Genomic DNA, 24,697 nt, shown 5'->3' on the forward strand with positions numbered 1-24,697 from the left:
TGCCGCTCCGAACTCCGACCTCCGACCTCCGAACTCCGAACTCCGAACTCCGAACTCCGAACTCCGAACTCCGAACTCCGAACTCCGAACTCCGAACTCCGAACTCGTTCGACACCCGGCGCCCGGCACTTTAGATTTTGGCGTGCAATCCGTGATCGAGTTGATCGATTTAGCCTTGACGGAAGATGTCGGGACCGGCGACCTGACCAGCCAGTACTTCATCCCGGCCGAACAGCGTTCCCGGGCCCGTATTTTCGCCAAAGAACCGTTGGTGGTGGCGGGGACGGAGGCGGCGCGCGCCGTTTTCGGCCGGCTGAGTGCCGAACTGCGCATTGATGTGATTCGGGCTGACGGGACGGCGGCCGAGGCAGGCGACACCATTTTGGAACTGGCGGGTTCGACCAGGGCAATTCTTACGGGTGAACGGCTCGCGCTGAACTTTCTCCAGAGACTTTCAGGGATCGCCACGCTGACAAGGACGTTCGTGCGCGCCGTGGAAGGTACCGGCGCCACGGTCCTGGATACCCGCAAGACGACTCCGGGATTGCGCGCGCTGGAAAAGGCGGCCGTGCGAGCCGGCGGGGGCAGGAATCACCGGATGGGCCTTTATGACGGGGTGATGGTTAAGGACAACCATCTCCTGGCCCATCCTGACCTGCCGGGCGTGCTGCGGGAGCTGCGGGAACAGCACCCGAAATTGCTGGTGGAGCTTGAGGCCGACACCGTCGAACAAGTCCGCCGGTTCGTAATCTGGCCCGAAGTTGACGTCATTTTACTGGACAACATGACCCCCGACCAGTTGCGAGCCTGCGTCGCCCTGAGACGTCCCGGGGTGAAATTTGAGGCGAGCGGCGGGATCAACCTGAACTGCGTCCGGGCCATTGCCGAAACCGGGGTAGACTACATCTCCGTTGGCCAGCTCACGCATTCGGCTCGGGCGGTTGACTTATCGCTGGAACTGGTGACGTGACGGAGTCGCTGCGGCTACGGATGTTGCGCTTGCTGGCTTCGCCTTTCGGAAAAGCCTGGGCACCCGCCGAACTGGCCGGCAAGGCAGAAGGTTCAGAAGCTGAGGCGGCAGCCGCGCTGGAGGCGTTGCGGGAAGACGGGTGGCTTATCAAATTCAGCGGTGACGGCGTGAGTTGCGCAGGGGAGCCGCCCTGGCTGAACCCGGAGGCCGTTGAACTGCATTTACAAACCAAATGCCTGGGACGGCCGCTCGTCGTCTATCACGAAACCAGTTCGACCAACGACCGGGCGCGCCAAGCCGCCCAGGGCGGAGCGGCCGAAGGGCTGACCATCTTTGCGGAAAGCCAGACGTCCGGACGGGGACAGCACGGCCGCCGCTGGCTGTCTCCGCCGGGAACGGGGCTCTGGTTTACGGTCCTGTTGCGTTCAACGCTGCCCGTAGAGAATTATCCGCAACTGGTGCAGGCGGCCGCCCTCTCGACGGCGGAAGTCCTGGACCGGTACCTGGCCGTTCCTGTCCTGATCAAGCGGCCGAATGACCTGTACGTCGGGCCTTCCAAACTGGCGGGTTTTCTCCTGGAAAGCGCTTCGGACGCCACCTGGCAGGTGCTCGGCTTCGGAATAAACGTTCACGCCGCGCCCGATCTGCCCGGTGCACAGATCACTTGCGTGGATAAACACGCCAACTCTCCCCCGGTAGCGCGGGCCAGGCTGGCGGCCGAGATACTTTACCGCTTCGAAACCTGGTATCGAAGGGGGAACGCGCACCGGCTTGAAGACTGCGTCCGCGCCCGGCAATGGGAGCGGACGGGAATGAGCCGCCCGGATTTGGAGCCACCGGCCGGCAGCATGAGTTGATGAGCCGTTATCGTTCAATTTATGCGAAAACCTTTTGACCGTCTAACTCTTATAATGTTTAAGAGCAGAAGATGGAGTTTTCCGGAAGTATGTCTGATTATCCAAACGTCGTGGATTCCAGAAATGCATTCCCAAAGGCTTTGCCGGAAACGAAATTGCCGGGCAAGGTCGCCCCGGTCGCCCCGGTTTACTTCCCGCCGCAGCAATACACCCGGCTTTTGGCGGGTCTCATCCACAAACTGAACAACGTCATCACCGTTCTGTCAGGACATACCGGCCTGCTTCTGCTCCAGCCGAAGCTGAGTCGCGCCGTGCGCGAACCGGTTGAACAAATGCTGGAGGCGACGCAACTGCTCTCGCGTTACCTCGACGAAGCCGTCCTGCTGGCAAGGGCGCCACGGTTAGAACTCGGAGCGGTAGACGTTGCGCCGCTGTTGGCCGAACTGCCTGAGCGTACCGGTTTTCCGGTGACCTTTGCGGCATTGCCGTCAACCGCCACCGCCTGGGGCGACGCGCAGCAACTCCGGGCCTGTTTCGAACAGGTGGTACAAAATGCCCGCGAAGCGCACGCCAAGAACGTCACCTGCCGCGCTGAGGATGGCAGTGAATGGCTGCAAATCAGTTTTCGCGACGACGGCAAAGGGATCAGCAGCGACGTAATCAACCGGATCTTCGAGCCGTTTTTCACGACGAAAAAGAACGGGAACATCGGCCTCGGCCTTTTCCGGATCCAAGGTTACCTGGCCCTGACCGGCGGCGGCCTGAAGGTGTCAAGCGATAACAAGACGTACACCGAAGCCTCGTTTTTTCTCGCGAAAACCTCACCGGCGGCAGCCTGAGCTAAGCATTTGCCCCGGCGGCAGGCGGTGTTTTTTTTGCGTTAAGAACCGGAACGATGCTCGAAAGCGACAGGCAGTTCACCACGTCTTCGCGAGTCAGCCAGCCTTTGCGAGCGCTTAGCACGCCGAACCAGAGATCGTGGAGACCCTGCGTGGAGTGCGCGTCAGGGTTGATGGCGCATTTAACGCCTTGCTCTTTCGCCAGCTTCCAGAACCGCCAGTCCATGTCCAAACGTCGCGGATTGGCGTTAAGCTCGATGATGGTGCGCGTCTCTGCCGCGGCCCGGATGACCTCCACCAGATCGACCTGGTAAGGTTCGCGGGCCAACAGCAAACGCCCGGTCGGATGGCCCAGAATGGTCACATACGGGCTTTCCAGGGCGCGAATGATGCGTCTGGTCATTTCCGCTTCGGGCTGGGTGAAGGACGCGTGGACGCTGGCCACCACGTAGTCCAATTGTGCGAGGACCTCATTTGAGAAATCAAGCCGGCCGTCGCGGAGGATGTCGCATTCCAGGCCGGCAAAGAGGCGGAATTCCCTGCCGTATTGCCGGTTTAGTTCCCGGATGGCTTCGACCTGGGCCAGCAGGCGCTTTTCATCGAGGCCGTTGGCCTGAAAAGAGCTTTTGCTGTGGTCGGCGATCCCCAGGTACCGCAAACCGAGTTCCCGGGCGGCTGCCGCCATCTCCTCGAGGCTGTTCCGTCCGTCGCTGGCGTGGGTATGACAATGGAATGCCCCGCGAAGGTTGTTCCACTCCACCAGCGCAGGAAGCTGATGGGACGCAGCCGCTTCGATTTCCCCCAGGTTCTCGCGCAGCTCGGGGGGGACGTAGTCCAGTTCGAGCGCGTGGTACAGGTCCTCCTCGGTGTTGATCGCCGGAATCGGCTTGACGCCTTTACGCGCGCCCGGATCCGGGGCGATACGGTATTCATTAAGCGTCCATCCGAAGCCCAAGGCGCGCCCGCGCAGGGCCACATTGTGCTCTTTGCTGCCGATGAAATAGTTCTGTGCAAATGGGAATTCGTGGTTGGCGACCACGCGCAGGTCCGCCTGAATGCCGCCTTGCAACAGCACGCTGGCTTTCGTGTCCCCCTTCGCCAGAACGCGCTCAATTAACCCGTAGCTGACGAAGTGATCGATGACGCCCGAGGGATTTTTTGTAGCGATCAGAAAATCCAGGTCGCCGATTGTCTCCCTGCCGCGCTGCAGGCTTCCGGCGACGCTGATCTGGGAGATATCCGGGTGCGCTTTCAAATGGGCCAGGATTTGCTCGGACCAAAGCGTGGCGTCGGAAAGCAGGTAACGGCCGGCGTGCTTTCGGCGCTGTTCGATGGCCTGCAGGATATTCTGAGCGGTTTTAGAGCCGAACCCGGGCAGTTCGGCTACGCGCCCGTCGCGGCAGGCGGCCTCCAGTTCCGCGATGGTCTTGATGCCGAGGCGGTCATACAACGCCTTCACCTTCTTGGCGCCGAGCCCCTGGAGTTCAAACAATTCAAACAGCGTGTCCGGAAAGCCCGCCCGGAGTTGCTCGTAATATTCCAGTCTGCCGGTCTGATAAAACTCGGTGATCTTCCCGGCGATAGCCTCGCCTATACCGCCCAACTCGTCGAGTCTGCCGTTTTCAACGATTTCGCTGAAGTTGGCTGAGGACGCCTCGAGGTTCCGGGCGGCGTTGACGTACGCCCGAACTTTAAAAGGATTTTCACCTTTCAGCTCCAGGAGGCGGGCGATCGTTTCCAACATGGCTACCGTTTGATCTTTGCTGACCATAAACCGCGGGTGCGCTTATCGTTTATTCAACCCTTCCACCTTGCTTCCGGCCGGAACGTGGTTTCGCTCGAACCAGCCCTGGTTAACCTCCAGAGCGTACGCAATGCGCTCCGACCGGCTCAGGATGGGCGTCTCGTCAAAAGGTTGCATATCCCGAACTTCCAACAAGGTGCCTGCACTGTCGATAAAGCCTACCGACAGCGGAATCCTGGTATTTTTCATCCAGAAGCTCGCGCGTTGGGGAGTTTCAAAGACAAAGAGCATACCGCGATCCGGCGCCAAGGAATCGCGGAACATCAACCCGGTTTCGCGGCTCTGGGGGGTATCGGCCACCTCGGCCATGACGTGAGCCGGTCCCGGGCGCAACTCGATCGTCCGGAGCCCGAACGCGTTGCTGCCGGGGGGCGTGCGGTCCTGGCACGCAACCTGGCCGGCACCAAAAACCAAAAAGCTACACAGGAGCAGGAGCCATCGCTGAATGAGCATCGTGCAGTTCCTTTTTTATACGCAGGGCGGTCGCCACGGCAGTCTCGATGTTCTCGTCCAAAACGCAAAAATGCCCCATCTTGCGCCCCGGCCGGCCTTCACTCTTGCCGTAGAGGTGGAATTTGGCGTTGGGCTCGCTGAGAATCGGGTGCCAATCGGGCATCTGCCCTCCGATCCAGAGGTCGCCAAGAAGGTTGACCATCACCGCGGGAGAACGCAGGGCTGGAGAACCGAAAGGCAGACCGCAGACCGCCCGGAGCTGTTGCTCGAACTGGCTGGTGACGCAGGCGTCGAAGGTGAAGTGCCCCGAATTGTGCGGCCGGGGCGCAAGCTCATTGACGAGTAAGCGCCCGTCCTTCGCGAGAAAATATTCCACCGCCAGCAGGCCGACCACCTCGAGATCGTGAGTGATCGCCTCAGCTATCTCCAAAGCTTGGGAAACCACCTGCGGGGCAAAGCGCCCGGGGGCGATGGTATGGTCAAGAATGTGGCGGGCATGGTGGTTCTCCGCTACCGGAAACGGCAAGGCGCGCCCGCGTTGATCGCGCGCGCACACGACCGATAATTCCCGGTCGAAATCGATCCAGGCTTCTAGGATCGCCGGGCCGCGAAACGCCTGCAGCACCTCGGACCGGTTCTCAGCGGTGACTTTCACCTGGCCTTTACCGTCATACCCGAAATCAGCCGTCTTCAGAACCGCCGGCAGGCCGATCCGCTCAAAGGCGAGGTCCAACTCGGCCGGCGTCTCAATCAGCGCAAAGGGGACATGGGGGTAACCGCCGGCCTGGAGAAAGCCCTTTTCCCGGGCACGATTTTGACAGACGTGGAGAACTTCGGCGCGCGGGAAAACCGGGCGCCGGAGGGCCAGTTCTTCGACCACGCCGGCCGGGATGTTTTCGAACTCGAAGGTGATGACGTCGACGGAAGCGACAAATTGCCCCAGCAGGTCCCTGTCCTGGTAAGACCCGGTGAATTCACGGTCGGAGATCTGGCCTGCCGGGCTGTCCGGCGCCGGTTCGTACGTGTGGACGCGATACCCCATCCGGCGAGCCGCGATTCCGAACATCCTGCCCAATTGGCCGCCGCCGAGCAGGCCGACCGTCGAACCAGGTGGTGTGATGGCAAACATAGCGTGCGCGTTGAAGTGATCCTTGAACCTGAACGAAGCAAGCAATTTCCGGCCTGACCATCCACGAAAAATCCAGGCGCCGGTTGCCCGAACCCTTTGCCTGAGGCATGATCCGGGTCGCATGCTTTCAGATTGGGAAATCAAGGCCCGGGCCCACCGGTGTTCGCGAACGGACGAACCTTTCGAGGATGGGGCCCCGATCTATACCCTCCTTTTCCGAGACAAGACCCGTTTTGTACGCGAGGACATTTCCGAAGCCGCCTGGCGCCGGTTGAAAGACACCATCAAACCTTTTTCGTTTTGGAAAAGCCAATACCAGGCGCCTGCCGCCAAACCGCCGGAGGCCGTTCCACGCGAGTCGGCAGAGAGTCTGCTGCGCCGTTTACCGGATGAAGACAACACCGGCACCGTAAACGCGCGTTACGTTCTGGCCATCATGCTCGAACGGAAACGGATTTTGCGGCAGGTTGACGTGCGGGAGTCTGCAGACGAGCGGATCCTGGTTTACGAGCACGTCAAGACCGGTGAAGTGTTCCTGATTCTGGATCCCCGGCTTAACCTCGCCGACGTCGAACCCGTCCAGCAGGAGGTTTACCGGCTCTTGAATGCCACAAATGGAGAGCGTGTCGAGTGTCGAGTGCCGGGTGTCGAGTGAGCCCCTGAATTTGCGTTAATCTGTGGATGGATTTCTTTCCTGCGTTGTCTGAACCGTTGCTTTACCTGGCGCCGATGGCGGGGGTGACTGATTCCGTGTTCCGCCGTCTCTGCAAGGAATTCGGCGCGGACGTGATGGTAACGGAATTCGTTTCAGCCGAAGGCATTCTGCACCGCAACCAGCGTACGCGCGAAATGGTCGCTTTTGCGGCTTCCGAACGGCCCTTGGGGGTGCAACTTTTTGGGGCGGACCCTGACCGGTTGGCGGCAGCGGCGGCGGCAGTCGTCGACTGGGTGACGCCCGATTTTATCGACCTGAACTTTGGTTGTCCGGTAAACAAGGTGGTTTGCCGGCACGGCGGCTCGGCCCTGCTCCGCGATTGCCCGCTCCTGGAGAAGGTGGCCGGAACCGTGGTCCGCGAAGTCGCCCCGGTGCCGGTTACGGCCAAGATCCGGCTGGGTTGGGATGCGGCGACCATCAACGCGACGGTAACGGCGCGGCTCCTGGAAGCGGCCGGGGTTCGTGTTGTGGCGGTGCACGGGCGAACCAAAGAACAAGGCTACTCGGGCGAGGCGGACTGGGACGAGATCGCCCGTGTGGCTGAAGCCGTGCGTATCCCGGTGATCGGCAACGGCGACATACGAACGGCGCACGACGTCCGGCACCGGTTGCAAACGACCCCGGTACGCGGGGTGATGATCGGTCGCGGCGCGATGACCGCCCCCTGGATCTTCCGGCAGGCGAAAGCGTTGCTGCGGGGCTTGCCCGATTTTCCCGAACCGACGCTGGAGGAGCAATGGAACCACATCATCCGGCACTGCGAGATGGCGGTGGCCGAAGGTGACGCCGAGCCTCACACCCTGGCATCGCTCCGAGGGCAATTGATGGCCTACTCGCGCGGGATGCCGGGGGGCCGCCAACTCCGGTCCCGTCTGCAGCAGGTCACCCGCTTGGAGCAAGTGCGGGACTTGGCGGCCGAACACGTGGCCCAGGCTCCAAACCTGGAAGTTGCGGGGATGGCGGCCTGAACGCTTCCGGAGCCGGCTTCAAATGCACTCGCGGCGGTGGCGCCGTCCATCGCCCCGGGTCAAACCGGCGCCGAGTTCCGGGCCCGGTCCTCGGGGCCGGCTGTACCCGCCTGGTACGCCCTTACCGAAAGCGAGCCGGGCCGAGTCAACGCAAACGCCCGCCCGGTGAGCGTCACGGCGGCCAGGAGCAGACCGGTGGCCAGCCCGATCCAAATGCCCGAGGCGCCTTGCCCGAAGTGGAAGGCGATGAGAGACGCCAAGGGAATGGCGACGACCCAATAAAACAGGTATCCCAGCAGCATGGGCGCGCGGACGTCCGCTAATCCCCGCAGCACACCCGCCGCCGTCACCTGCACGCCATCGGCGAGTTGGAATAGGGCGGCAATCAGAAGCAGGCGGCCGGCCAGCGAGACGACCGCCGGGTCAGCGTTGAACGCCAGAGCGATGGCGTGCCGGCCGAATCCCAGGATCCCCGCGAAGGCGAGCATGAGCGCAGCGGACAAACCGATACCGGTAAAGCCGATCACGGGCACCCGCCGGAGCGCGCGCCCGCCGACCGCATGCCCGATTCGCACGGCGACGGCCTGGGAAACGCCAAGCGGGAACATAAATGTTAGTGCGGCGCACGAGATGGCGATCTGGTGGGCCGCCAGGGCGATCGTGCCGATCCACCCCATCATGACGGCGCCAAAATTAAACGCGGCAACCTCACCCAGATACTGGAACGCCACCGGCGCCCCCAGGCGGAGCAACCGGCCGAGCAAACCTTGATCCAGTCCTGCCGGCAACAGCGTTCGTCGCCAGCTTTCACCCGTCAATGAACACGCGTACCACGTTGTCGCCGCAAACGTGAACCAGCGCGAAATCGCCGTTGCCCACCCCGAACCAACGAGCCCCAGCGCCGGAAACCCGAACCACCCAAACACCAGGGCCGATGCAAGGATCAGATTCAGCATCACCCCCCCGAACAGGAACCACATCGGAGCCAGAGGACAGTTCAGCGATTCGCAGAAAATTTTAGCTCCAAAATACCCGATAGCCGGCAGTAACGACCATCCCGTCACGGACAGGTAGGGTTGAGCGGCTTCGAACACGTCTGCAGGCGGGTGAAACCAATCGCCGAGGCATCCCTGCAATGCATTGATTGCAATCGCAAGGCATGTCCCGAGCGACACCGAAAGCCAGAACGCGGCCCGGAGGATACGCGCCCGCCCGTTGAGGTTGCCGGCCCCGTGCTCGCGGGATCCGACCACGCCGATCGAAGTGAGCAGGCCGATGCCGAAAACCATCAACGTCGTCAAAGCGGTATTGGCAAAAGCCACGGCCGCCAACGGGACCGGGCCCAGGCGCCCGACGATCACGCTGTCGGTCAACCCCATCAGCATCTGGCCGGCCTGACCGAAAACGATCGGCAGCGCCAGCAGCACCGTAGCCCTGAGCTCGGCCCGCCAATGGGCGTGGAAATTCATGCGCCACACCAAACAATAATGCCTGCAAACGGCAACCCCGGGAATGCGGTTAAGCGTGGCCGGGCTCCGCCGCGAGGACCACTGAAGTTGATTTCTCGAGGAGCGATTCGATATTCCGGACGTGATGGCTGCAGCTGAAGTCCAATTTAAACGCGGGAATGAACGCCTCGTGAAAGTAACGGAGCGGGCAGCGGCCAAGCTCACGCAGCTCTTGACCCGGCAGGGCAGGCCTCAAGGCGCTTTGCGGGTGGCCGTGATCGGAGGCGGCTGCTCGGGACTCCAATATAAAATGGATTTGGTCGACGGGCCTGCCAACCGGGACATCCTGGTGGAGTCGAACCAGGTGCGCGTGGTGATTGACCCCAAAAGCGCCCTCTTTGTGAGTGGATCGCTGCTCGATTACAGCGACGATCTGCAACACGGAGGTTTCAAGGTAACTAATCCTAATGCGGTGGCCCATTGCTCCTGCGGCGAGAGCTTTTCGGCATGACGGATTTTTTTGCCGGGCTGCGGATGCCGGCCCGTCCCTGGCTGGATCCGGACGCCGTTAAAGACATTTACGTCCGCTTAAGCGAAGCGCTGCACCGGCAGGCCGGCTCGCAGGATGAACTGGCGGTGCTGAACCGTGCGTACCAGGTGTTAAGCAATCCCGCCACCCGCGTGGAGCACCTGCTCAGCCTGACCGGTGCGGCATCAGGCACACGCCGGATTGATCCCGTGATGGGCGAGGTTTTTGGCCGGGTCGCCAATTGCCTCCGGGAAGCCGACCTTCTGCTTGGGGAAATTTCGGTGCAAAACTCGGCTCTGGCGCGCGCACTCCAGCTCCAGCGAGTCCATGGATTGCAAGGGGACCTTGATAACCTCGTGCGTGAGCTCGCCGCACAGGAGGCTCAACGCCTGGAAGCATTACGGGAACTGGATCAGGTGTGGCAGCACCAACCTGCAGATGCCCGTGAAGCCTTGGCCCAGGTTGCGCTGGACTTGACCTTTCTCCAAAAGTGGCAGGGACAAATTCGCGAACGTCTGTTACGCATGGATGAAATGATGGGCTAGCCTGACGCCCTCATCCCTCATCCCTAATCCCCCCAGCCTGCTTGCTTGTTATGGAAGACATCGTCGGAATTGACCTCGGAACCACGAACTCGCTCATCGGCGTCATGGACTCCGGCTTCCCCATCCTCATCGCGGATTCCGAAGGCCATCGCCTTACCCCTTCGGTGGTTTACTTTCCCAAGAACGGCGAGCCGGTGGTCGGCTGGGCCGCCGAGCGGATGCGTGCGGTGGCTCCGGAACAAACCGTCTATTCCGTGAAACGGTTGATGGGACGGCGGCCGGGAGAGTCCGAGAAACCTGATTTCCCTTACCCGGTTAAGCAAACCGGCGGACAAATCGCCCTGGAGATGAACGGGCAATCGCTCCGGCCGGAGGAAGTTTCGGCGCTGATCCTTCGTAAGCTCAGCGCCAATGCCATGGCGGCGCTTGGGCGCGAGGTTAAGCGGGCGGTGATCACGGTCCCGGCTTATTTCAATGACCTGCAGAGGCAGGCAACCAAGCAGGCGGGCGAACTGGCTGGTTTGACGGTGGAAAGGATCATCAACGAGCCCACTGCCGCCGCGCTCGCTTACGGGCTCGATCGCCTGAGCGACAAAGCCAAAATCGCGGTGTACGACTTTGGGGGCGGCACGTTCGACATTTCGATCCTGGAACTGCATAACGGCGTTTTTCGGGTGCTGGCGACCAACGGCAACACCCGCCTGGGCGGAGACGACATCGATCGGGAACTGGTGCGTCTGTTGAAAGACCGCCTTACCAGCCGGTACCCGGAGTTGCGCGCAGACCTGGAGGATCCCGTCTTCACGGCCCGGTTGCGCCAGATCGCCCATGACGCCAAAATCAGGCTATCTGAGGAAACGGCGGTTCAGATCGAGATTCCTTTTATCTCCAAGGCCCAAAGCTTTTCGTACCTGCTCAGCCGCCAGGAACTGGAGGCCGCCGCGCGTCCGATCGTACGGCGCACCCGGGCCCACTGTCTGCGTTCACTGGATGACGCCAAGCTCGACGCGCACCAACTCGATGAAGTGATTCTGGCCGGGGGAGTCACCCGGATGCCGGTTGTCCGGCAGTTTGTGGCCGAACTGTTCCAGCGCCTCCCTAACATCACCCAGAATCCTGATGAAGCCGTTGCGGTCGGCGCTACGATCCAGGCGGGGATGCTTTCGGGCCACATCCAAAATGTGGTTCTGCTTGACGTTACCCCCCTGTCGCTGGGGATCGAGACGTTTGGCGGCTTGATGAATGTGATCATCCCGCGCAATTCAACGATCCCCTGCAAGGCGGGTGAAATGTTCACCAATGCCGTCGCTAACCAGCGTTCCATGCAGATCAAGGTTCTCCAAGGGGAACGCGAGTTGGCCAGGGACAATTGGCAACTTGGTTCCTTCGAAATCGAATTTGATCCGGTGCCGAAGGGGACAGCCCGCGTCGGTGTGCAGTTCGAGATTGACGTCAACGGCATCCTGCACGTGCTGGCGCGGGATACCAAGAGCGGTCGACAGAAAGAGGTCGACCTCAGCAGCGCGGTCGACGTTTCCGACGAGGCCGTGGAAAAGATGATTGCCGAGTCGCTCGACCAGGCGTTTGCGGATATGGCCGAACGCGTCTGGACGGAAACCGTGCTGAAGAGCAACGAACTTTTACCCGCCGTCCGGAGCGCATTGATGCTGGTGGGCCAACAATTGACGGCGGAGGAACGCGACCGTATCGCGGGCCTGGTGCGCGAGGTTGAATCGGCTTTGACCACGCACCACGTCCAGCGGCTTAAAGCCGCCAATGAAGCGCTGGACAAGGGCACGCAGCACCTGGCCACGTTGCTGATCGACCGCGCGATGGCTGAAGCGGCCAAGCGGAAACGTTAAGAAACTCTCGGGAACCGCAGGATAAACGTGGCCCCCTGGCCGGGACTGCTTTCGACGCTGACCGTGCCCCCGAGCAGCTGCATGGTGTGTTTGACGATGGACAGCCCGAGGCCGGTGCCTCCGGCGTCTCGCGAGCGGTCCTTATGGACACGATAAAACCGCTCGAAGATGTGCGGCTGATCGCGTAGCGGGATACCCGGTCCGTTATCCGAAACCCGAAGGACGATGTCCTGGCCGTCGAGTTCAGCTGCAAGACTAAGGCGGAGCCCGGGTTGGCGGCCGTATTTGAGCGCGTTATCAATCAAGTTGGAAAGTGCCTGCTCGAGCCGCAAAGTGTCAGTGGTAAAGGTTAGCCCTTCCGGGGCCGAGACCGTAACCGAGATGCCGGCGCCGGCCATCACGGGCTCGAATCGCTCCAGCGCTCGTTGGCAGAAGTCTCCGGCCGCCACCGTGCTGAGGTGCAGCGGCAAACGCCCCGATTCAAGCTGTGACAGGAGCAACAGGTTTTCCAATAACGCGTTCAGGCGCCTGGCGTGGCGGTACATCGTTTCCAGGAAGCGGCGCGTGCTTTCGGGGTCGACGTCGGTCTCAAGCAGCGTTTCCAGGTAGCCGGACAGGATCGATAACGGAGTCCGCAGTTCATGGGAAACGTTGGCCACGAATTCCTTGCGGACCGCCTCGAGCGAACGGATTTGCGAGATGTCATGGAAAACCAGGAGAACGCCGTCGAACCCGCCCTGCTCGCCTGGCCGCAGACCCACCGAGGTAACTTGAAAATGCCGGGTGATGAACCCCTCCGCCTCGCGAAGTTCGATCTGCAGCTCCGCGGACTGCGCCGAGTCACTCTGCAACGTCCGTTCGATGACCTGATGCAGGAAATGGTTACGAAATGCCTCCATGACGGTGCGCCCCAACGGCGGCCGTGGAAGCAGAAACATCTCCTGGAGCCGCTGGTTGAGAAGACGAATCCGGAGCTGCCGGTCCAGGATCATGACGCCTTCAACCATGCTCGACAGGATTGCTCGCAGGCTGAAATCCTCCTCGGTAACCTGCCGGCCGATTTCGCGCAGCCGGGTTTCGAGTTGGTGGAGGTCTTGCAAAGTTGCCCGAACAACGGGCAACCCGCTGGAAAATTGATCCACTTCCCCTTGCCGGACCAGCTGCCGGACGTTATGCCTGATGCGCAACAGTTGGCGCCAGAGCCAAACAACAAGCCCGGCCGTCACCAGTTCCAGCCACAGCCACGGCATCCACCCGGGCAGAGTCACGGGTTCACGGCGGGTAGAAACCGGTACCCCTCGCCGCGCACCGTCACGATACGGTTCGCCGCAGGCCCGAGCTTCTCCCGCAGCCTGCGCACGTGCGTATCGACGGTGCGGGTATCAATGACGTTCTCGTAACGCCAGACGTCGTGGAGCAACGTCTCGCGGCTAAGTGTCCGTCCGCGGCATTCGACCAGGGCGGCAAGGAGCTTGAATTCGGTCGTCGTCAGGTCCAAGCGTCTCCCGGAGACGGTGATCTCGAAATTGCTTTTATCGAGGCGAAACTCATCAACGACGATCAAACCGGAATGCTGCGCAGCCTTGAGACGGCGAAGCAGGTTCTGAGTTCGCAACACAATTTCCCGTGGGCTGAAGGGTTTGGTGATGTAATCATCCACACCGAGTTCCAAACCGGCGATGCGATCCGCAGGCTCGGCTTTGGCCGTCAGCATGAGCACGGGAATAGCGGCGGTTTCTGCCTGGCGTCGCAGCATCCGCAGGACCTCAGTACCGCTCATCTGTGGCAGCATGACGTCCAGGATGATCGCATCAGGAAGATGAAGGCGTGCCAGCTCCAAGGCGGTAGGTCCGTCATCCGCCGCAAGGACCGTGAAATCGGCCCGATGCAGGTGATACCTGACCAGATCGACCACGTCGGGCTCATCATCGACCACCAGAATGCTTTCGCGCATCTGTCCACCACGGTAGGGGGGACGGCTAACGCGATCAAGCAGTACAAAAAAAAGATCCGGGCTGCGCACGCCAAGGAGTAGAAGTCGAGAGAAATCGTGCGCAGACCCGAATCGCCTTAACCATTGATTTCGACAGCGGTCGCCGGAAATTCGTTCAAAGATATATTCACAATTTTGATTGGCCCGGCAGCCGAAACCTGTCCCCCTTTCATTGACCCGTCCCTTTCATGCGCCCCTGCAGAACGTGCGGCCTCGCTGAGCGGCTCAGGCCTGACCCGCCCTTGCGGCCTGTCCCCATTGAAGTGACGTGCCTCGACGCTGGAGGAAATGGGTCAGGGCCCAACGCGGAGCCGGCGGCGAACGCCCTTACCTCAGCGTCATTGCGACCTGTCCCCGTTTTGATGCCCCACCCGGCGCTGGTTGATTCGCTCCAGGCCTTGACGTGCCGATCAACGTTCCGTCCCTCTCTCCCGGACAACAATCGACACCCGCAGCCCGGGCATCGATATCGCCGTGGCGCTCGCTCCGGCCCTACTCCAAACAGACCAGCAGGTAGGCGTGCTGATTGCGCCAGACGAGCGGCACCACGTAGTTGCGTGCATTTTCCGGAAATGGAAAATCAAAGTTCTGGCCGGTCACCACCACGGGTACGGTGATCAGAAAATTCTTGCCGAACTCCTCGCGCGCGTTGCCGCTGAGGGTATTGGCGATTTCACCCGCAAGGTCGCGGATCGCGTTCTCATCCTTGGGCTCATCATGGAGTTCCGCCAGGATTTGCCGGAGAAGGTCGCTGTTGGTTGTGAAACAGACAACGCCTTTGGCTCGACCGGAAATCGAAATGATGCCGGTGTATTCAAGAAAGGGTTCAACGCGGTTCTTGACAAACGGCGGTTCGATGACCAGCGGCGACGAAGGGTCAACGGAGTGGAAGTAACGGCGTGCACAGGTGATAAAGACCTGAATGTCTTCGTCTTTCATGGGGTTAATCCGAAAGCAGGAGATGAAATGCTTCCCGCAATTCATCCGCATTGATCGGCTTGCAGAGAAAACCGCTGGCGCCCCGTTTGATGGCGTCGATGGCCGTGGCGCGATCCCGCAATGCCGAGATGATTAACACGCGTGCGGCGGGATTGATCTGCAGGATTTTGTCAAGACAGGTTAAACCGTCCATCTTGGGCATCGTGATGTCCAGGGTGACCACGTCATGGCCCTTCAGGGAGTAAAGCCGCACTGCTTCCTCCCCGTTCTCCGCCTGATCAACTTCGGTGATCTCACCCGCGCTGAGGTCGCGTTCGATCGCGCGTCGTACTACGCTTGAATCGTCTACGATAAGCAATTTCATTAGACCGGCAGTTCCACCATAAAACGCGTGTATTGCCCTGGTTTGGTCTCGACGTCAATCCTGCCGCCGAGCCAGCAAAGCAAGTCATTAACGGCGTCCAAGCCCACCCCCCTCCCACCGTCGGGTGAAGGCTCCAGCAGCGTCGTAAAGCCGGAAGCGCATAAAATGTCGATGGCCTGTTCTCGATTCAAGGTGTCCGGCGCATCCGGCGGCAGCATTTTGAGCTCAACCGCCCGTTGCCGCAGCGCCGGGAAGTTAAGCCCGGATCCGTCGTCTCGGACAGAGAAAAGCAGCAGCTTCGGGCCTTTACGACGTCCCGTTATTACGATCGAACCGGCAGGCGGCTTGTCGCGGGCCACCCGCTCCGCAGGCAGTTCGATACCATGGATTATCGCGTTGCGCACAAGTTGAGCCAGCACACTCTGAACCGGACGGCGCAGCCGGTCCGGCAAGGTCAGCAAGGCAGGTTCAACATCAAGCTTCACACAAACCTGCTTCCCGTTTCGGGCAGCAACATCAACGGCTAGGTTAGCTAGGGCACCAAAATCGCCGTCTTTGCCCGACCCCTGGTTACGACCGAATACGCCCTGCATGCTGACGAGCCGCTCAATCAAGTCGCGCGTCATCTTCACCTGGTCAAGCAAGGAGGCTAAAGCCGTGGTAATCGGGACAAAGTGCTCCCCAACCAACTGAGGGTTTTGTCTGGCAGCGCCGATCTTGTTTTCGAGTTGGTGCGCAAGCGTTTCAAAATACGAAAGCCGCAACATGGCAGCGTTTCCCTTGATCACGTGAATGGAGCGTCCGATTCGCTGCAGGAGCCGCCCGTAACGCTGTTCCCGCTCGGACAGGGATTCGGCTGAAGGCCGTGCGTGCTGTTCGGCTTCCAGGTTTTGTAATACCTCCCTGATCTCGCGGTCCGTATCTTCCAGGAAATCGGACAGAATGGCCGAATCCACATGCAGGATGCCGAACAGCATTTCAACTTCGAGCCGCGCGTTCACCTGATTTTCGCGGATCTGACGGCCAAGGGAAATCCGTGAGGTCGCGTCGACCACAGTCACCATGATCTGACTGATCTGCCCGGCTTCCAACACCCGGTTAAAGCAGAACTCGAGGAATTTAGTCCGGGGTCGCCCGCCTTTGTCGCAAAAATGAAACTCAACTTCATTCAGCGGGTTAGTCTGCCGGATCAGTTTCTCTTTCACGCGCGGGTTTAACAAAAGTTCAAGGTAACTTTCGGCCGCGGCAAGTTCGTCTGTCGATAAAACCGCCCATGACCACTGTCCGGGAACGGGCCGGATCAGGTCAAGGAAGTTGAGACCTACAATTTTACGATGAAAGATCTCTTCCGTGGCGTGAGAGTAGCCCGGCTGGATGGTAAGTTTTCGATCAAGCAGGAACAATCCCTCATTAACCGTCTCGAAAATCTTCCGCATCTGGCGTCCATGATCTTCGATCTGGTCGATCATGTGGTTGAAACGTTCCGCCAGAAACCCGATCTCGTCCGTGCTTGAGATTGGGGTGCGGGCCGAGAGGTCGCCGGCGCCGATCTTCTCGGCTGTCGCCACCAATTGCGCAATCGGGTGTGACAAGATCTGTGCAAAGACCAGGGTGCTGCCAATCGCCAGAACGAGAATCGCGGCGCCTCCGCAGGCAATCAACCGGGTCAGGCGAGCGGCCGGCGCAAAAGCTTCTCCCGTGTCGATCCGGATCACGAGTCCCCAGTTGAGCTCCGGGATTGGCAAGGGTGCATACACGCCGAGGGATTCATGACCCAGTTCATCATAAAAGGTGACCTCACCCTCATTGTTTGGGTTATTACCGGAAAAGATGTTTTCGACCGCGGCATTGGAAAGCGGGGCCGTCAGGAGCGACGTTTGGAAGCTTCTCAGACCGTCAGGCGTGTAAGTCTCGGCACGATACCGGGCAGGGAGGCGGTCGGCAAAACGGGACTCGGTGCGCAATCGCCGATCCGCCCCGACGATATACGCTTCACCGGAACGCCCCAGCCCGACCTGCTGCCAATGACGATCGAACGTCACCAAGTCAGTGAATGAGACGCTGGAGATTTCGTGCACCAGCACGCCCATGCGGCTGCCTAAACGGTTGGTAATCGGCGCGCCGAAAAACATCATTGCCGCGTTATACGCCGCCGGGTACTTCGCCAGATCACTCACCACCACGTGGTTAGTGCTGCCGCGATTCGCTTCCGTGAGTGGAACGTACCATGCGCCCAGGAAGATGCGCTTGAGGCTGGCCTGATTCTGCCAGCCCTTGAACACGTTGGTGCCGAAGTCCCAACTCTTCTTGAACGAGTAAATAACGTTGCCGAGATCGTCCACAAGGAGCAGGTCGTCGTACCGGTTGCGCTGGACCACGGATTGAAATGACTCGTGATACCGGTCCATGGCGCGTGCGAACATGGTTTTGGCAAAAGCTGAACGGAAAGTGGGTGCGAGCGCAGTGTTGGCCGCAATCTCATCGGACGTGTTGTTGAGGTATTTGTGATCGATCGAGGCAGGATTCTTTAAAAAGTAAACGTACTGCAGCACCAAGCCTTCCCGGCTCACATCCGCAAAGGTTCCATAATCCGGCGCTTCACCGCCGGGAAGGCTCAGGGCCGCAAGGAGATGATTCCGGTAAGCTTCGTTCAACTCCGTTCTGATCTGATCAAAAAACGCCTGATCAACTCTGAAACCGCCGGCCGCCAAATCGTCCAGCAAATGTTCGTAGCCGGCCGCAAGCTCGGAAATGGCATACCGGCAGGTTTGCATTTCGGCTTGCGTCGCGATGCTGCGCCGGGCGGTATCAATGGCGGTATTGATGGTCTCAGCCAGCGACCGCCGCAGCGAGCGGAAGCCCTCCAGACGCGTCGTTCGCAACGACACGGCCGAAAGAAAGAATGCCGTGGTGGTGAGTGCCACCAGGATGAAGCTGCAGATCGCCGCGGTAAAAAACAGCAGCTTGAAGCGGATCGTCAACCCGCGAGAGGGTAAACTCGCAAAGGTTAACTGCTCCTCCCTGGATCTCGCTCCGGCCATCAGCGTGTTGATCGATCTATCGGCTTGGCAGGCCGATCTGTTGAGTCGGAACCAGTCTACCGTGAGAGATTTGCGTGAGAAAAACCGCATAATTCCTCTGCTGGAGGTTCCCGTCGAAGCCAAACATTAATGGGCCACAGGTAAAGATTCCGTTTGCAAGGCCGTTGATCAAGGCCGGACCCGCGTTTTGCAGGGCCGCAACGAAAACGCGCGCACCGGCATAGCCTTCCAAACTCGCGTGCGTGAACTGCCTGTACCCTCGGACGATCATATCCGCCTGGTAATCCCGGACCAGCTCCGAACCTGAGCCCGGAGGAAACGGCATTACCTGCGATCCGATCACGCCCCCGGCGCGAGGCCCCGGCACACGTTGCACGTATTCCAGGTCAACGTTTGATGCACAGCATAAAATCAGGGGGCGGCCGGCTTGCCTCCGGGCATACCGGATCAAATGCGCGCATGCCGCATCCGCGCCGAACAGGATGACGGCCTCAGGGTCTCCGTCCATAACCCGGCTAAACGCTTCCTGTACTTCCACCGTGTTCCGAACGTAATCACCTTCAGACACCATCTGCAACGAATGCGCGGATAAAGCGGCCCGCAGTACACAAATGTTGAGCAACAGCAGCAACCCGCAAAACTGAATTCGGGCGTAAACAGGTCCAATACGGTAAACGCAATTACGCAATCTGATTCCTGTCTTTTTGCCTTCGCCTTCGGATTTTGTCAAAGCTAACGCAATACGGCGCAAAATCTGCTCTCCCGTGAAAGATCTTCCCGGATTTCGACCCTCCGACTCAGCGTGGCGATGCCCGGCGGCAACTGGGCGGCGCGGGTCGAGCCGCGCATGTCATTTCCTGAAATCATCGGTTCGGCGGCCGTGCTCCTCGCCCAGAGCGCGGCCGTGTGTCTAACGTGCATCCGCGGCGTAAACCGGGTTCGCCGTAAAATCCACTTGGCGAAAAACGAACTTAGGCTACTCTAGCCCTCTGCCAGAATGGTGGTCGTAGCTCAACGGTAGAGCCCTGGATTGTGGTTCCAGTTGTTGCGGGTTCGAATCCCGTCGGCCACCCCAGGCAACCCTCAGAATGGCCCGCTAACCGGTGATACCGGAAGCAAATATTGGCCGGGGCGGCTGCTTATTATTTCCGGTTTCAGCGGCCAGGCCGCCCGGGGTAAAGAGTCGAGCAATTCCCACAAACCCCGACGGCCGTACTTGCCGGCGTACGGAAATCGGTAGCGCGGTCGGCCTCAGGCGGCGCTTTTGAGGCGGAGGGGCTCGCCGCGGGGCAGGTGTGGTCCTCGCTCAGGTCAGAAACCGCCGTCGGGGTCTGTCCCTGTTTGCGGACCGGACCTGGCATTGTGGCCTGTCCCCGTTGGGATTGTCGGCAAGAGTCCCACCCCGTTAGGCCGGGGTTTTGAGCTGGAATGGCTCTCCGACTGTGGACGCGTATCGGTCCGGGTTGGTCACCATGTCCTGCGCCAACGCCCCCTGTGCTTGGGCATTGGCGCCGTTCATGAAAATGGCCCCTTGCATCCGTTCGGCGCCGCCGCCAGTGGCAGCGGCCCTGGCCAGCAGGTTCCAAACCCCGGCCAGGAGATTGCCCACGTCCTTCAAGAAGCCGACCGAGGCTTCGCCCGGAGATTAGCCAGCCGCGGCCACGCTCGCTAAACCAGTTGCCCGCCGCTTGCAGAAAGGCCTGTTCCTGCGGTGTCTAGCGCTTGCACGGGGGGAGGTTGCCTCGGATGTGGCCGGAAAGCGGACCGGCGCCTATTTTGGATCCCTACGTCAACTGAGAATGGCCAGACTCGAGGCTAGTCGTCGATGGGACGAGCATGATCTCCTTTCCTTTCATCTTGGGCGGTTCGATCCCGTAAGTCATATGGGCCCATACTGACCGTTGCGGCCGGTTGTCAAGGACTTCGCCACCCACCAGTATCTTACTTCGCTGTATTCCGTCGACCATGATGTCGGCCCAGCCTTTTGCTTCCGCACCGTCGAAGTGAATCAATTCTCCCGTGAAAACCAGCTTGTCTCCGATGACGAACACGTCGTCAACGTGCATTTCGAAATTTGCACTCACAGACCCATGTCCTTTAGGGGCCATTGAACCAAAGCGACGCGCGGCCACGCTCAGCTTTCGATTTCGACTCCCGGCCACTTATTGGTTCCGAACGGACCTTTTGAGCTTAGTCAAGACCCAAAAACGCTCTCGGGAGAAAGGCTAAAACGGCCATTTATTGGTTCCGGCAGGCGGCCAATTCAAAGTTCCGGTCTCAACCGGTGATACCGGAAGCAGTTAATGGCCGGGGCGGCTGCTTATTATTTCCGGTTTCAGCGGCCAGGCCGCCCGGGGTAAAGGGTCGAGCAATTCCCACAAACCCGGACGGCCGTACTTGCCGGCGTACGGAAATCGGTAGCGCGATCGCCCTCAGGCAGCGCCTTTGAGGCGGAGAGGTTTGCCGAGTGGATGGCGGGTTCATTTTTCCCCGACAAAGACTTCTCGCGCCGTTTCCAACCGGAGATCTTCCACACGCTCGCGCTGTTGCTGGGCCCGCCGCTTCAGCAGGTCGAGGTCCACCCCTTGCAACGGTGGCACGCCCGGGGCCACCGCCGCCAAGGCATTCCAGAGGGTCCGTTTGCCCTCAATGCCCAAAGAAAGCGCCTCGAGGGCTTCAAAGCGGCCCATCGCGCCGCCGCCCGCACCTTCCAAGAGTAGTTTGATCCGGGCAAGCTTTTCGCCCAACCATACTCCCGTGTTGCGGATCGGGCTTTCCGGGGAGCCAAACCGGCGAATGATGCCCTCCAGGGCCTGGCGGTCTTCAACGATTTCCTCACGCAATTTTCTAAACACTGGCTCAAGGGGCGTTCCGGCATGGGTGGAAATAAGGTGCTCGAGCAGTTCCAGGGCACCGGTCGAGGCCGCCAGGTGATCCTTCAAGTAGGTCAGCAAATGCTTCGGGTTCACATTCAGAAGTTCGCACTTACCGGCGGTGAGGTCAGAAGGTGGTGACACCTTTTTGAGGGCGATCTCTGCCAGACCAGTCGCGCGGCGCGCTACTGCCCTTGGATCCGTTTGGCGCGTTGTTCCTCACGCCGGGGGCCTGCGAGCTACATTCCCGGCAGGCGGCCGGTCCAAAGATTCCGGTTTCTCGCAGGCGTATGACCGGTTCCAAGCCGTGCTGCACGCCCGGTCTAATCGGCATCATACGACGACCACCTTCTGATCTCCTGTTCGGTGATCTGGCACCGGCCGGTGGTGCGGGCATCAACCAATCCCCAGGCAGAAATGTCCGTTTCGTATTGCCGCTTGGACAGGAGCGTTCCGTTGCAGAGCGGCTCCGAGGCTTGTGGCGGGCGCAACCAGGTTTCCGCCAATGCGGCCCGGATCCCGGCTGGAATCGACCCGGCACGAAACGGGTAAGCGTATTGAAACATCGCGAGTAACGAAAGAAGCAGCCCCTTGTCGTCGCTGAACCAGTCAAGGAGGCGATCCCAGTCAAGGTAATCGACTTGCCGGAACAGCAGGTGCAGGATGTCATGCCCGTCAAAACGTTCCCGTTCCATCACGAAGGCTTTCATGCGGATGAGGTCTTCGGACCGTACAATGTTTACGGAGCAGCCAAATATCTGCACCGTGGCTACCCCCTCGAACCAACTGGAATCGATCGAGCATACCCCGTTGGAACCGCGGAAGATAAAATCTACCAGTGCATCATCCGATTTAACCTTGGCTAACCAGTGTGGAAAGGTAAGCTCGGTGGCAAATCCCCGTTCGCGAAGGTGATCCAGAATGGGCTGAATCGTTTCAGGCTGCAGGAAGATGTCGAGATCTTTTGTATCCCGCCAGATATCGGTATAAAACCCGAACGCCAATGCACCGCCGATAAGAAAAGGGAGGTCGGTCTCCGCCACGGCACCGACCACCGCTTCGTAAAATGCCCGGCGCTTGGGTGACAGCTGCAACTTGCCAAATTCGGGGTAGGCGCCAGCCTCCATATACGCACATATTCGAAGGTGGGCACGAACACGGATTGATGGAGCCTGGAAACGGACAGCATTTGAGGGTGGCTGCGTTGGCGGACCTGCATTACACGAAGGATGCCAAGGGTACGGCGGCGGAGCTTTTTCACGAAATTGCGGAGAAAGCCGACGTCTGCGTCTTATGCGGCGACCTGACCGACTACGGCTTGCCGGAAGAAGGGGAAGTGCTGCTTGCAGATTTGAAGCCGGTGCTGGCCAAGCCCTGCCTGGCGGTTCTGGGAAACCACGATTTCGAATCCGACGCCGCGGATAAGCTCACCGAGCTTTTTCTCCGGAGCGGAATTCACCTTCTTAATGGAGAAGCGATCGAGATTAACGGGGTCGGCTTCGCCGGGGTTCCCGGATTTGGCGGTGGGTTTGGGAAAAGCACGTTGAATGCCTGGGGGGAAAAGGTCATCAAGGAATTCGTGCGCGAGGCGGTCGACCAATCGCTCCGGCTCGAACGGGCGCTCGCCCGGCTTAAGACACCGAATAAAATCGCGGTTCTGCACTACGCACCGATTCGCGCGACCGTCATGGGTGAGAACCCGGAGATTTTTCCGTTTCTCGGCACGACCCGTTTGGAAGAGGCGATTGACCGGTATGACGCTTGCATTGCACTGCATGGGCATGCACACAACGGCCAACTACACGGCAAAACCATGAGAGGCGCAGACGTCTACAATGTCGCCATACCCGTGTTGCGGCGTGAGAACACGAACGCACGGCCGTACCGGTTGCTGGAGATTCCCGTGACTCAGCCCCTGCGCTGACCGGGGCTATGCTCCCGCCGGAGGCGCGCCGCGGCGACCCATGATGGAAACATGGAAGCAAGGTGCAGGCGACAAAAGCCACAGGCCGATGAATCTTGACAAGAGATCCGCGGCGATATTGAAGGAGGCATACAAAAGCCGCCTAAACCTTAAATCGGACATTACCAAATGCTACACATTATCTGGTCCATCATCGTGGGGTTCATCGTCGGAGCGATCGCGAGTGCAATCATGCATACCCACTTCGGCTTTATCGGCACCACCATTTTGGGTATCGTGGGCTCAGTGGTCGGAGGGCTGATTGCCCGACTCTTCTCCAGGCCGGCGGAAGGAGAAGCGTTTCATCCGGCCGGATTCATCATGTCGATCATCGGCGCGATTGTCGTGGTCTTCATCGTCTCCCGATTCGCGTAACGAGGGAACCCGTCCAGGTTTTCTGCCGGCGGCGCGGCCTTCTGTCTGCTGCAACCTTCTTAAGTCGCCCCTTACCCGGGCGGCTGCGGGATGTACAGCGTGGCTTTGGCCCCCGAGAAACCGAGGCACAAAGAAGCGGAGCAAATCCGGGCACTTCAACCATCCCGTCTTTGCTCCGCAGGCCAACTTGACTCTAGCGGGCGTGCTCTGCTTTCAGGTCCACCCGGCGCCCACGTAAGCAGGCAGTTCCAAACCAATTCGCTTTGGCCGGGCTAATGGCGGTAGAAGCCGTGCCCGTAGTAACCGCGCCCATAAAATCCCCGGCCGTAAAAACCTCGGCCGTAGTAGCCGTGGTGCCAATACGGGCGATAGTAACCGTAGTAACCGCCGTAAAACGGGTAAGAGTAGCCGTACCAGTAGGGGTACGGTCCATAGGGATAAGGTCCATAGGGATAAGGTCCGTAGTAGGCCGGCAGCCCAACCCCAAATACCACGTGCACTCCCGCACGAGCCGGCGCCAGCCCCGCGAACAAAAGCACGCACGCAATCAGCGCAGGAACGATAAACTTTTTCATATACAAAACGACGGCTTAACCTTGACAGGCAATCATACCATATCACCGGGTTGCCTTCATCTTGTTGACGAGGTTTTTCCTTAAATAATTTGAGAAAATCCGTGAGCCACGCGCGAGGTATGAGACTTCACCCTTGACGGAACCTGCTCCCGGACGCATTTTTCCCGCTCTTTTTAAAGGAGCCGCTATGTCCAGAGTTTGCAGCATTACCGGAGCCAAGCCTTCAAGAGGCCACGTCATTCATCGCCGCGGTCTCGCGAAGAAAAAAGGGGGGGTCGGCCAGCACGTCACGGCGAATACCCCGCGGATGTTTATCCCGAACCTGAAGGTGCGCCGCCTCTGGGTACCGGAGCTCAACCGGTTTGTCACCGTTAAACTCAGCACCCGCGCCCTCAAGACGATTGCGAAGAACGGGGCGTACCGGACCCTAAAAAAGGCCGGTGTAATCTAAGCGG

The 24,697-nt window shown here is 59.9% G+C and carries 26 protein-coding genes and 1 tRNA gene; 12 read left to right on the forward strand and 15 right to left on the reverse strand.

The genetic code is table 11. The features are described 5' to 3' along the window. Positions 1–142 precede the first annotated feature (142 nt). The 3 genes from nadC (at position 143) to JO015_09450 (ending at position 2,666) form a co-directional block, all read left to right on the forward strand. A complete protein-coding gene (gene nadC / locus JO015_09440; protein MBV9999322.1) occupies positions 143–970 on the forward strand; it encodes a carboxylating nicotinate-nucleotide diphosphorylase in 828 nt (275 codons plus the stop codon). Beyond that, complete coding sequence (locus tag JO015_09445; protein MBV9999323.1) at positions 967–1,827, forward strand: biotin--[acetyl-CoA-carboxylase] ligase; 861 nt, start codon at positions 967–969, stop codon at positions 1,825–1,827. Before nadC ends, JO015_09445 begins: the two co-directional genes overlap by 4 nt. Positions 1,828–1,916: 89 nt before the next feature. After that, positions 1,917–2,666, forward strand: coding sequence for a HAMP domain-containing histidine kinase (locus tag JO015_09450; GenBank protein ID MBV9999324.1), 750 nt, complete (start codon positions 1,917–1,919; stop codon positions 2,664–2,666). Position 2,667: 1 nt separating this feature from the next. Here JO015_09450 and polX read toward each other — a convergent pair whose 3' ends face one another. From polX to JO015_09465, 3 genes are read right to left on the reverse strand one after another with little or no spacing between them, the layout of a single operon-like run. After that, entirely contained in the window at positions 2,668–4,437 is a 1,770-nt protein-coding gene (gene polX / locus JO015_09455) for a DNA polymerase/3'-5' exonuclease PolX (GenBank protein ID MBV9999325.1), read from the reverse strand. Between the two features lie 15 nt (positions 4,438–4,452). After that, complete coding sequence (locus tag JO015_09460; GenBank protein MBV9999326.1) at positions 4,453–4,923, reverse strand: DUF192 domain-containing protein; 471 nt, start codon at positions 4,921–4,923, stop codon at positions 4,453–4,455. Further along, the gene (locus tag JO015_09465; GenBank protein ID MBV9999327.1) at positions 4,889–6,043 is read right to left on the reverse strand and encodes a 5-(carboxyamino)imidazole ribonucleotide synthase; all 1,155 of its coding nucleotides are present in this window, start codon (positions 6,041–6,043) and stop codon (positions 4,889–4,891) included. Before JO015_09465 ends, JO015_09460 begins: the two co-directional genes overlap by 35 nt. A 31-nt stretch (positions 6,044–6,074) precedes the next feature. On the opposite strand from JO015_09465, the gene JO015_09470 reads away from it, so the two are divergent. After that, entirely contained in the window at positions 6,075–6,707 is a 633-nt protein-coding gene (locus JO015_09470; GenBank protein MBV9999328.1) for a hypothetical protein, read from the forward strand. 26 nt (positions 6,708–6,733) lie between these two features. After that, positions 6,734–7,735, forward strand: a complete 1,002-nt coding sequence (dusB, locus tag JO015_09475; GenBank protein ID MBV9999329.1) for a tRNA dihydrouridine synthase DusB — start codon at positions 6,734–6,736, stop codon at positions 7,733–7,735. Positions 7,736–7,794: 59 nt separating this feature from the next. On the opposite strand, the gene JO015_09480 is transcribed toward dusB, so the two are convergent. Then, entirely contained in the window at positions 7,795–9,204 is a 1,410-nt protein-coding gene (locus JO015_09480; GenBank protein ID MBV9999330.1) for an MATE family efflux transporter, read from the reverse strand. A gap of 124 nt (positions 9,205–9,328) precedes the next feature. Here JO015_09480 and JO015_09485 point away from each other — a divergent pair, with 124 nt between their 5' ends. Genes JO015_09485 through JO015_09495 form a run of 3 tightly spaced genes read left to right on the forward strand, consistent with a single transcriptional unit; the run spans position 9,329 to position 12,119 of the window. Beyond that, positions 9,329–9,694 carry an iron-sulfur cluster assembly accessory protein gene (locus tag JO015_09485; protein ID MBV9999331.1) on the forward strand — a complete coding sequence of 122 codons (366 nt, stop codon included), beginning with the start codon at positions 9,329–9,331 and terminating at the stop codon, positions 9,692–9,694. Next, entirely contained in the window at positions 9,691–10,257 is a 567-nt protein-coding gene (locus JO015_09490) for a hypothetical protein (protein ID MBV9999332.1), read from the forward strand. The genes JO015_09485 and JO015_09490 overlap by 4 nt, the downstream gene beginning before the upstream one ends. A 50-nt stretch (positions 10,258–10,307) precedes the next feature. After that, positions 10,308–12,119, forward strand: coding sequence for an Hsp70 family protein (locus JO015_09495; GenBank protein ID MBV9999333.1), 1,812 nt, complete (start codon positions 10,308–10,310; stop codon positions 12,117–12,119). Here JO015_09495 and JO015_09500 read toward each other — a convergent pair. The 6 genes from JO015_09500 to JO015_09525 all read right to left on the reverse strand — a co-directional run bounded on the left by JO015_09500 (position 12,116) and on the right by JO015_09525 (position 19,027). Then, positions 12,116–13,369, reverse strand: a complete 1,254-nt coding sequence (locus JO015_09500; GenBank protein ID MBV9999334.1) for a PAS domain-containing protein — start codon at positions 13,367–13,369, stop codon at positions 12,116–12,118. The genes JO015_09495 and JO015_09500 overlap by 4 nt on opposite strands. Before the next feature lie 14 nt (positions 13,370–13,383). Next, the gene (locus JO015_09505; protein ID MBV9999335.1) at positions 13,384–14,073 is read right to left on the reverse strand and encodes a response regulator transcription factor; all 690 of its coding nucleotides are present in this window, start codon (positions 14,071–14,073) and stop codon (positions 13,384–13,386) included. A 531-nt stretch (positions 14,074–14,604) separates the two neighbouring features. After that, complete coding sequence (locus tag JO015_09510) at positions 14,605–15,051, reverse strand: chemotaxis protein CheX (GenBank protein MBV9999336.1); 447 nt, start codon at positions 15,049–15,051, stop codon at positions 14,605–14,607. Between the two features lie 4 nt (positions 15,052–15,055). After that, complete coding sequence (locus tag JO015_09515) at positions 15,056–15,415, reverse strand: response regulator (protein ID MBV9999337.1); 360 nt, start codon at positions 15,413–15,415, stop codon at positions 15,056–15,058. Next, positions 15,415–18,456 carry a HAMP domain-containing protein gene (locus JO015_09520; GenBank protein MBV9999338.1) on the reverse strand — a complete coding sequence of 1,014 codons (3,042 nt, stop codon included), beginning with the start codon at positions 18,454–18,456 and terminating at the stop codon, positions 15,415–15,417. Before JO015_09520 ends, JO015_09515 begins: the two co-directional genes overlap by 1 nt. 16 nt (positions 18,457–18,472) lie before the next feature. After that, on the reverse strand, positions 18,473–19,027 hold the full coding sequence (locus JO015_09525) for an ABC transporter substrate-binding protein (protein MBV9999339.1): 555 nt from the start codon (positions 19,025–19,027) through the stop codon (positions 18,473–18,475). A gap of 429 nt (positions 19,028–19,456) precedes the next feature. Here JO015_09525 and JO015_09530 point away from each other — a divergent pair. Next, positions 19,457–19,531 (forward strand) — tRNA-His (locus tag JO015_09530). A gap of 330 nt (positions 19,532–19,861) precedes the next feature. On the opposite strand, the gene JO015_09535 is transcribed toward JO015_09530, so the two are convergent. From JO015_09535 to JO015_09550, 4 genes are all read right to left on the reverse strand, one after another. Continuing rightward, positions 19,862–20,065 (reverse strand): hypothetical protein, encoded by a 204-nt coding sequence (locus JO015_09535; protein ID MBV9999340.1) that lies wholly within the window; start codon positions 20,063–20,065, stop codon positions 19,862–19,864. 175 nt (positions 20,066–20,240) lie between these two features. Beyond that, on the reverse strand, positions 20,241–20,540 hold the full coding sequence (locus tag JO015_09540) for a hypothetical protein (GenBank protein ID MBV9999341.1): 300 nt from the start codon (positions 20,538–20,540) through the stop codon (positions 20,241–20,243). A 396-nt stretch (positions 20,541–20,936) separates the two neighbouring features. After that, on the reverse strand, positions 20,937–21,473 hold the full coding sequence (locus JO015_09545) for a hypothetical protein (GenBank protein MBV9999342.1): 537 nt from the start codon (positions 21,471–21,473) through the stop codon (positions 20,937–20,939). 179 nt (positions 21,474–21,652) lie between these two features. Beyond that, entirely contained in the window at positions 21,653–22,456 is an 804-nt protein-coding gene (locus tag JO015_09550; GenBank protein ID MBV9999343.1) for a nucleotidyltransferase, read from the reverse strand. A gap of 38 nt (positions 22,457–22,494) precedes the next feature. Between JO015_09550 and JO015_09555 the strand changes: the two genes are divergently transcribed. Continuing rightward, a complete protein-coding gene (locus JO015_09555) occupies positions 22,495–23,253 on the forward strand; it encodes a metallophosphoesterase (GenBank protein ID MBV9999344.1) in 759 nt (252 codons plus the stop codon). Between the two features lie 168 nt (positions 23,254–23,421). Beyond that, a complete protein-coding gene (locus tag JO015_09560; GenBank protein MBV9999345.1) occupies positions 23,422–23,667 on the forward strand; it encodes a GlsB/YeaQ/YmgE family stress response membrane protein in 246 nt (81 codons plus the stop codon). A gap of 272 nt (positions 23,668–23,939) precedes the next feature. On the opposite strand, the gene JO015_09565 is transcribed toward JO015_09560, so the two are convergent. Next, positions 23,940–24,242 carry a hypothetical protein gene (locus JO015_09565; protein ID MBV9999346.1) on the reverse strand — a complete coding sequence of 101 codons (303 nt, stop codon included), beginning with the start codon at positions 24,240–24,242 and terminating at the stop codon, positions 23,940–23,942. A gap of 187 nt (positions 24,243–24,429) precedes the next feature. Between JO015_09565 and JO015_09570 the strand changes: the two genes are divergently transcribed. Then, positions 24,430–24,693: a 50S ribosomal protein L28 gene (locus JO015_09570; protein MBV9999347.1), complete on the forward strand. Its 264-nt coding sequence runs from the start codon at positions 24,430–24,432 to the stop codon at positions 24,691–24,693. Positions 24,694–24,697: the final 4 nt, after the last annotated feature.

It is taken from the genome of Verrucomicrobiota bacterium (assembly GCA_019247695.1).
GTDB lineage: Bacteria > Verrucomicrobiota > Verrucomicrobiia > Chthoniobacterales > JAFAMB01 > JAFBAP01.

Bases quoted from the DNA above. Each gene is read 5' to 3' on its own strand.
- polX (MBV9999325.1), bottom strand. From the start codon at position 4,437: ATGGTCAGCAAAGATCAAACGGTAGCCATGTTGGAAACGATCGCCCGC.
- JO015_09480 (MBV9999330.1), bottom strand. From the start codon at position 9,204: ATGAATTTCCACGCCCATTGGCGGGCCGAGCTCAGGGCTACGGTGCTG.
- JO015_09500 (MBV9999334.1), bottom strand. From the start codon at position 13,369: ATGCCGTGGCTGTGGCTGGAACTGGTGACGGCCGGGCTTGTTGTTTGG.
- JO015_09460 (MBV9999326.1), bottom strand. From the start codon at position 4,923: ATGCTCATTCAGCGATGGCTCCTGCTCCTGTGTAGCTTTTTGGTTTTT.
- JO015_09515 (MBV9999337.1), bottom strand. From the start codon at position 15,415: ATGAAATTGCTTATCGTAGACGATTCAAGCGTAGTACGACGCGCGATC.
- JO015_09485 (MBV9999331.1), top strand. From the start codon at position 9,329: ATGGCTGCAGCTGAAGTCCAATTTAAACGCGGGAATGAACGCCTCGTG.
- JO015_09550 (MBV9999343.1), bottom strand. From the start codon at position 22,456: ATGGAGGCTGGCGCCTACCCCGAATTTGGCAAGTTGCAGCTGTCACCC.
- JO015_09520 (MBV9999338.1), bottom strand. From the start codon at position 18,456: ATGGCCGGAGCGAGATCCAGGGAGGAGCAGTTAACCTTTGCGAGTTTA.
- JO015_09565 (MBV9999346.1), bottom strand. From the start codon at position 24,242: ATGAAAAAGTTTATCGTTCCTGCGCTGATTGCGTGCGTGCTTTTGTTC.
- JO015_09490 (MBV9999332.1), top strand. From the start codon at position 9,691: ATGACGGATTTTTTTGCCGGGCTGCGGATGCCGGCCCGTCCCTGGCTG.
- dusB (MBV9999329.1), top strand. From the start codon at position 6,734: ATGGATTTCTTTCCTGCGTTGTCTGAACCGTTGCTTTACCTGGCGCCG.
- JO015_09510 (MBV9999336.1), bottom strand. From the start codon at position 15,051: ATGAAAGACGAAGACATTCAGGTCTTTATCACCTGTGCACGCCGTTAC.
- JO015_09495 (MBV9999333.1), top strand. From the start codon at position 10,308: ATGGAAGACATCGTCGGAATTGACCTCGGAACCACGAACTCGCTCATC.
- JO015_09525 (MBV9999339.1), bottom strand. From the start codon at position 19,027: ATGGTGTCTGAAGGTGATTACGTTCGGAACACGGTGGAAGTACAGGAA.
- JO015_09450 (MBV9999324.1), top strand. From the start codon at position 1,917: ATGTCTGATTATCCAAACGTCGTGGATTCCAGAAATGCATTCCCAAAG.
- JO015_09505 (MBV9999335.1), bottom strand. From the start codon at position 14,073: ATGCGCGAAAGCATTCTGGTGGTCGATGATGAGCCCGACGTGGTCGAT.
- JO015_09555 (MBV9999344.1), top strand. From the start codon at position 22,495: ATGGAGCCTGGAAACGGACAGCATTTGAGGGTGGCTGCGTTGGCGGAC.
- JO015_09570 (MBV9999347.1), top strand. From the start codon at position 24,430: ATGTCCAGAGTTTGCAGCATTACCGGAGCCAAGCCTTCAAGAGGCCAC.
- JO015_09560 (MBV9999345.1), top strand. From the start codon at position 23,422: ATGCTACACATTATCTGGTCCATCATCGTGGGGTTCATCGTCGGAGCG.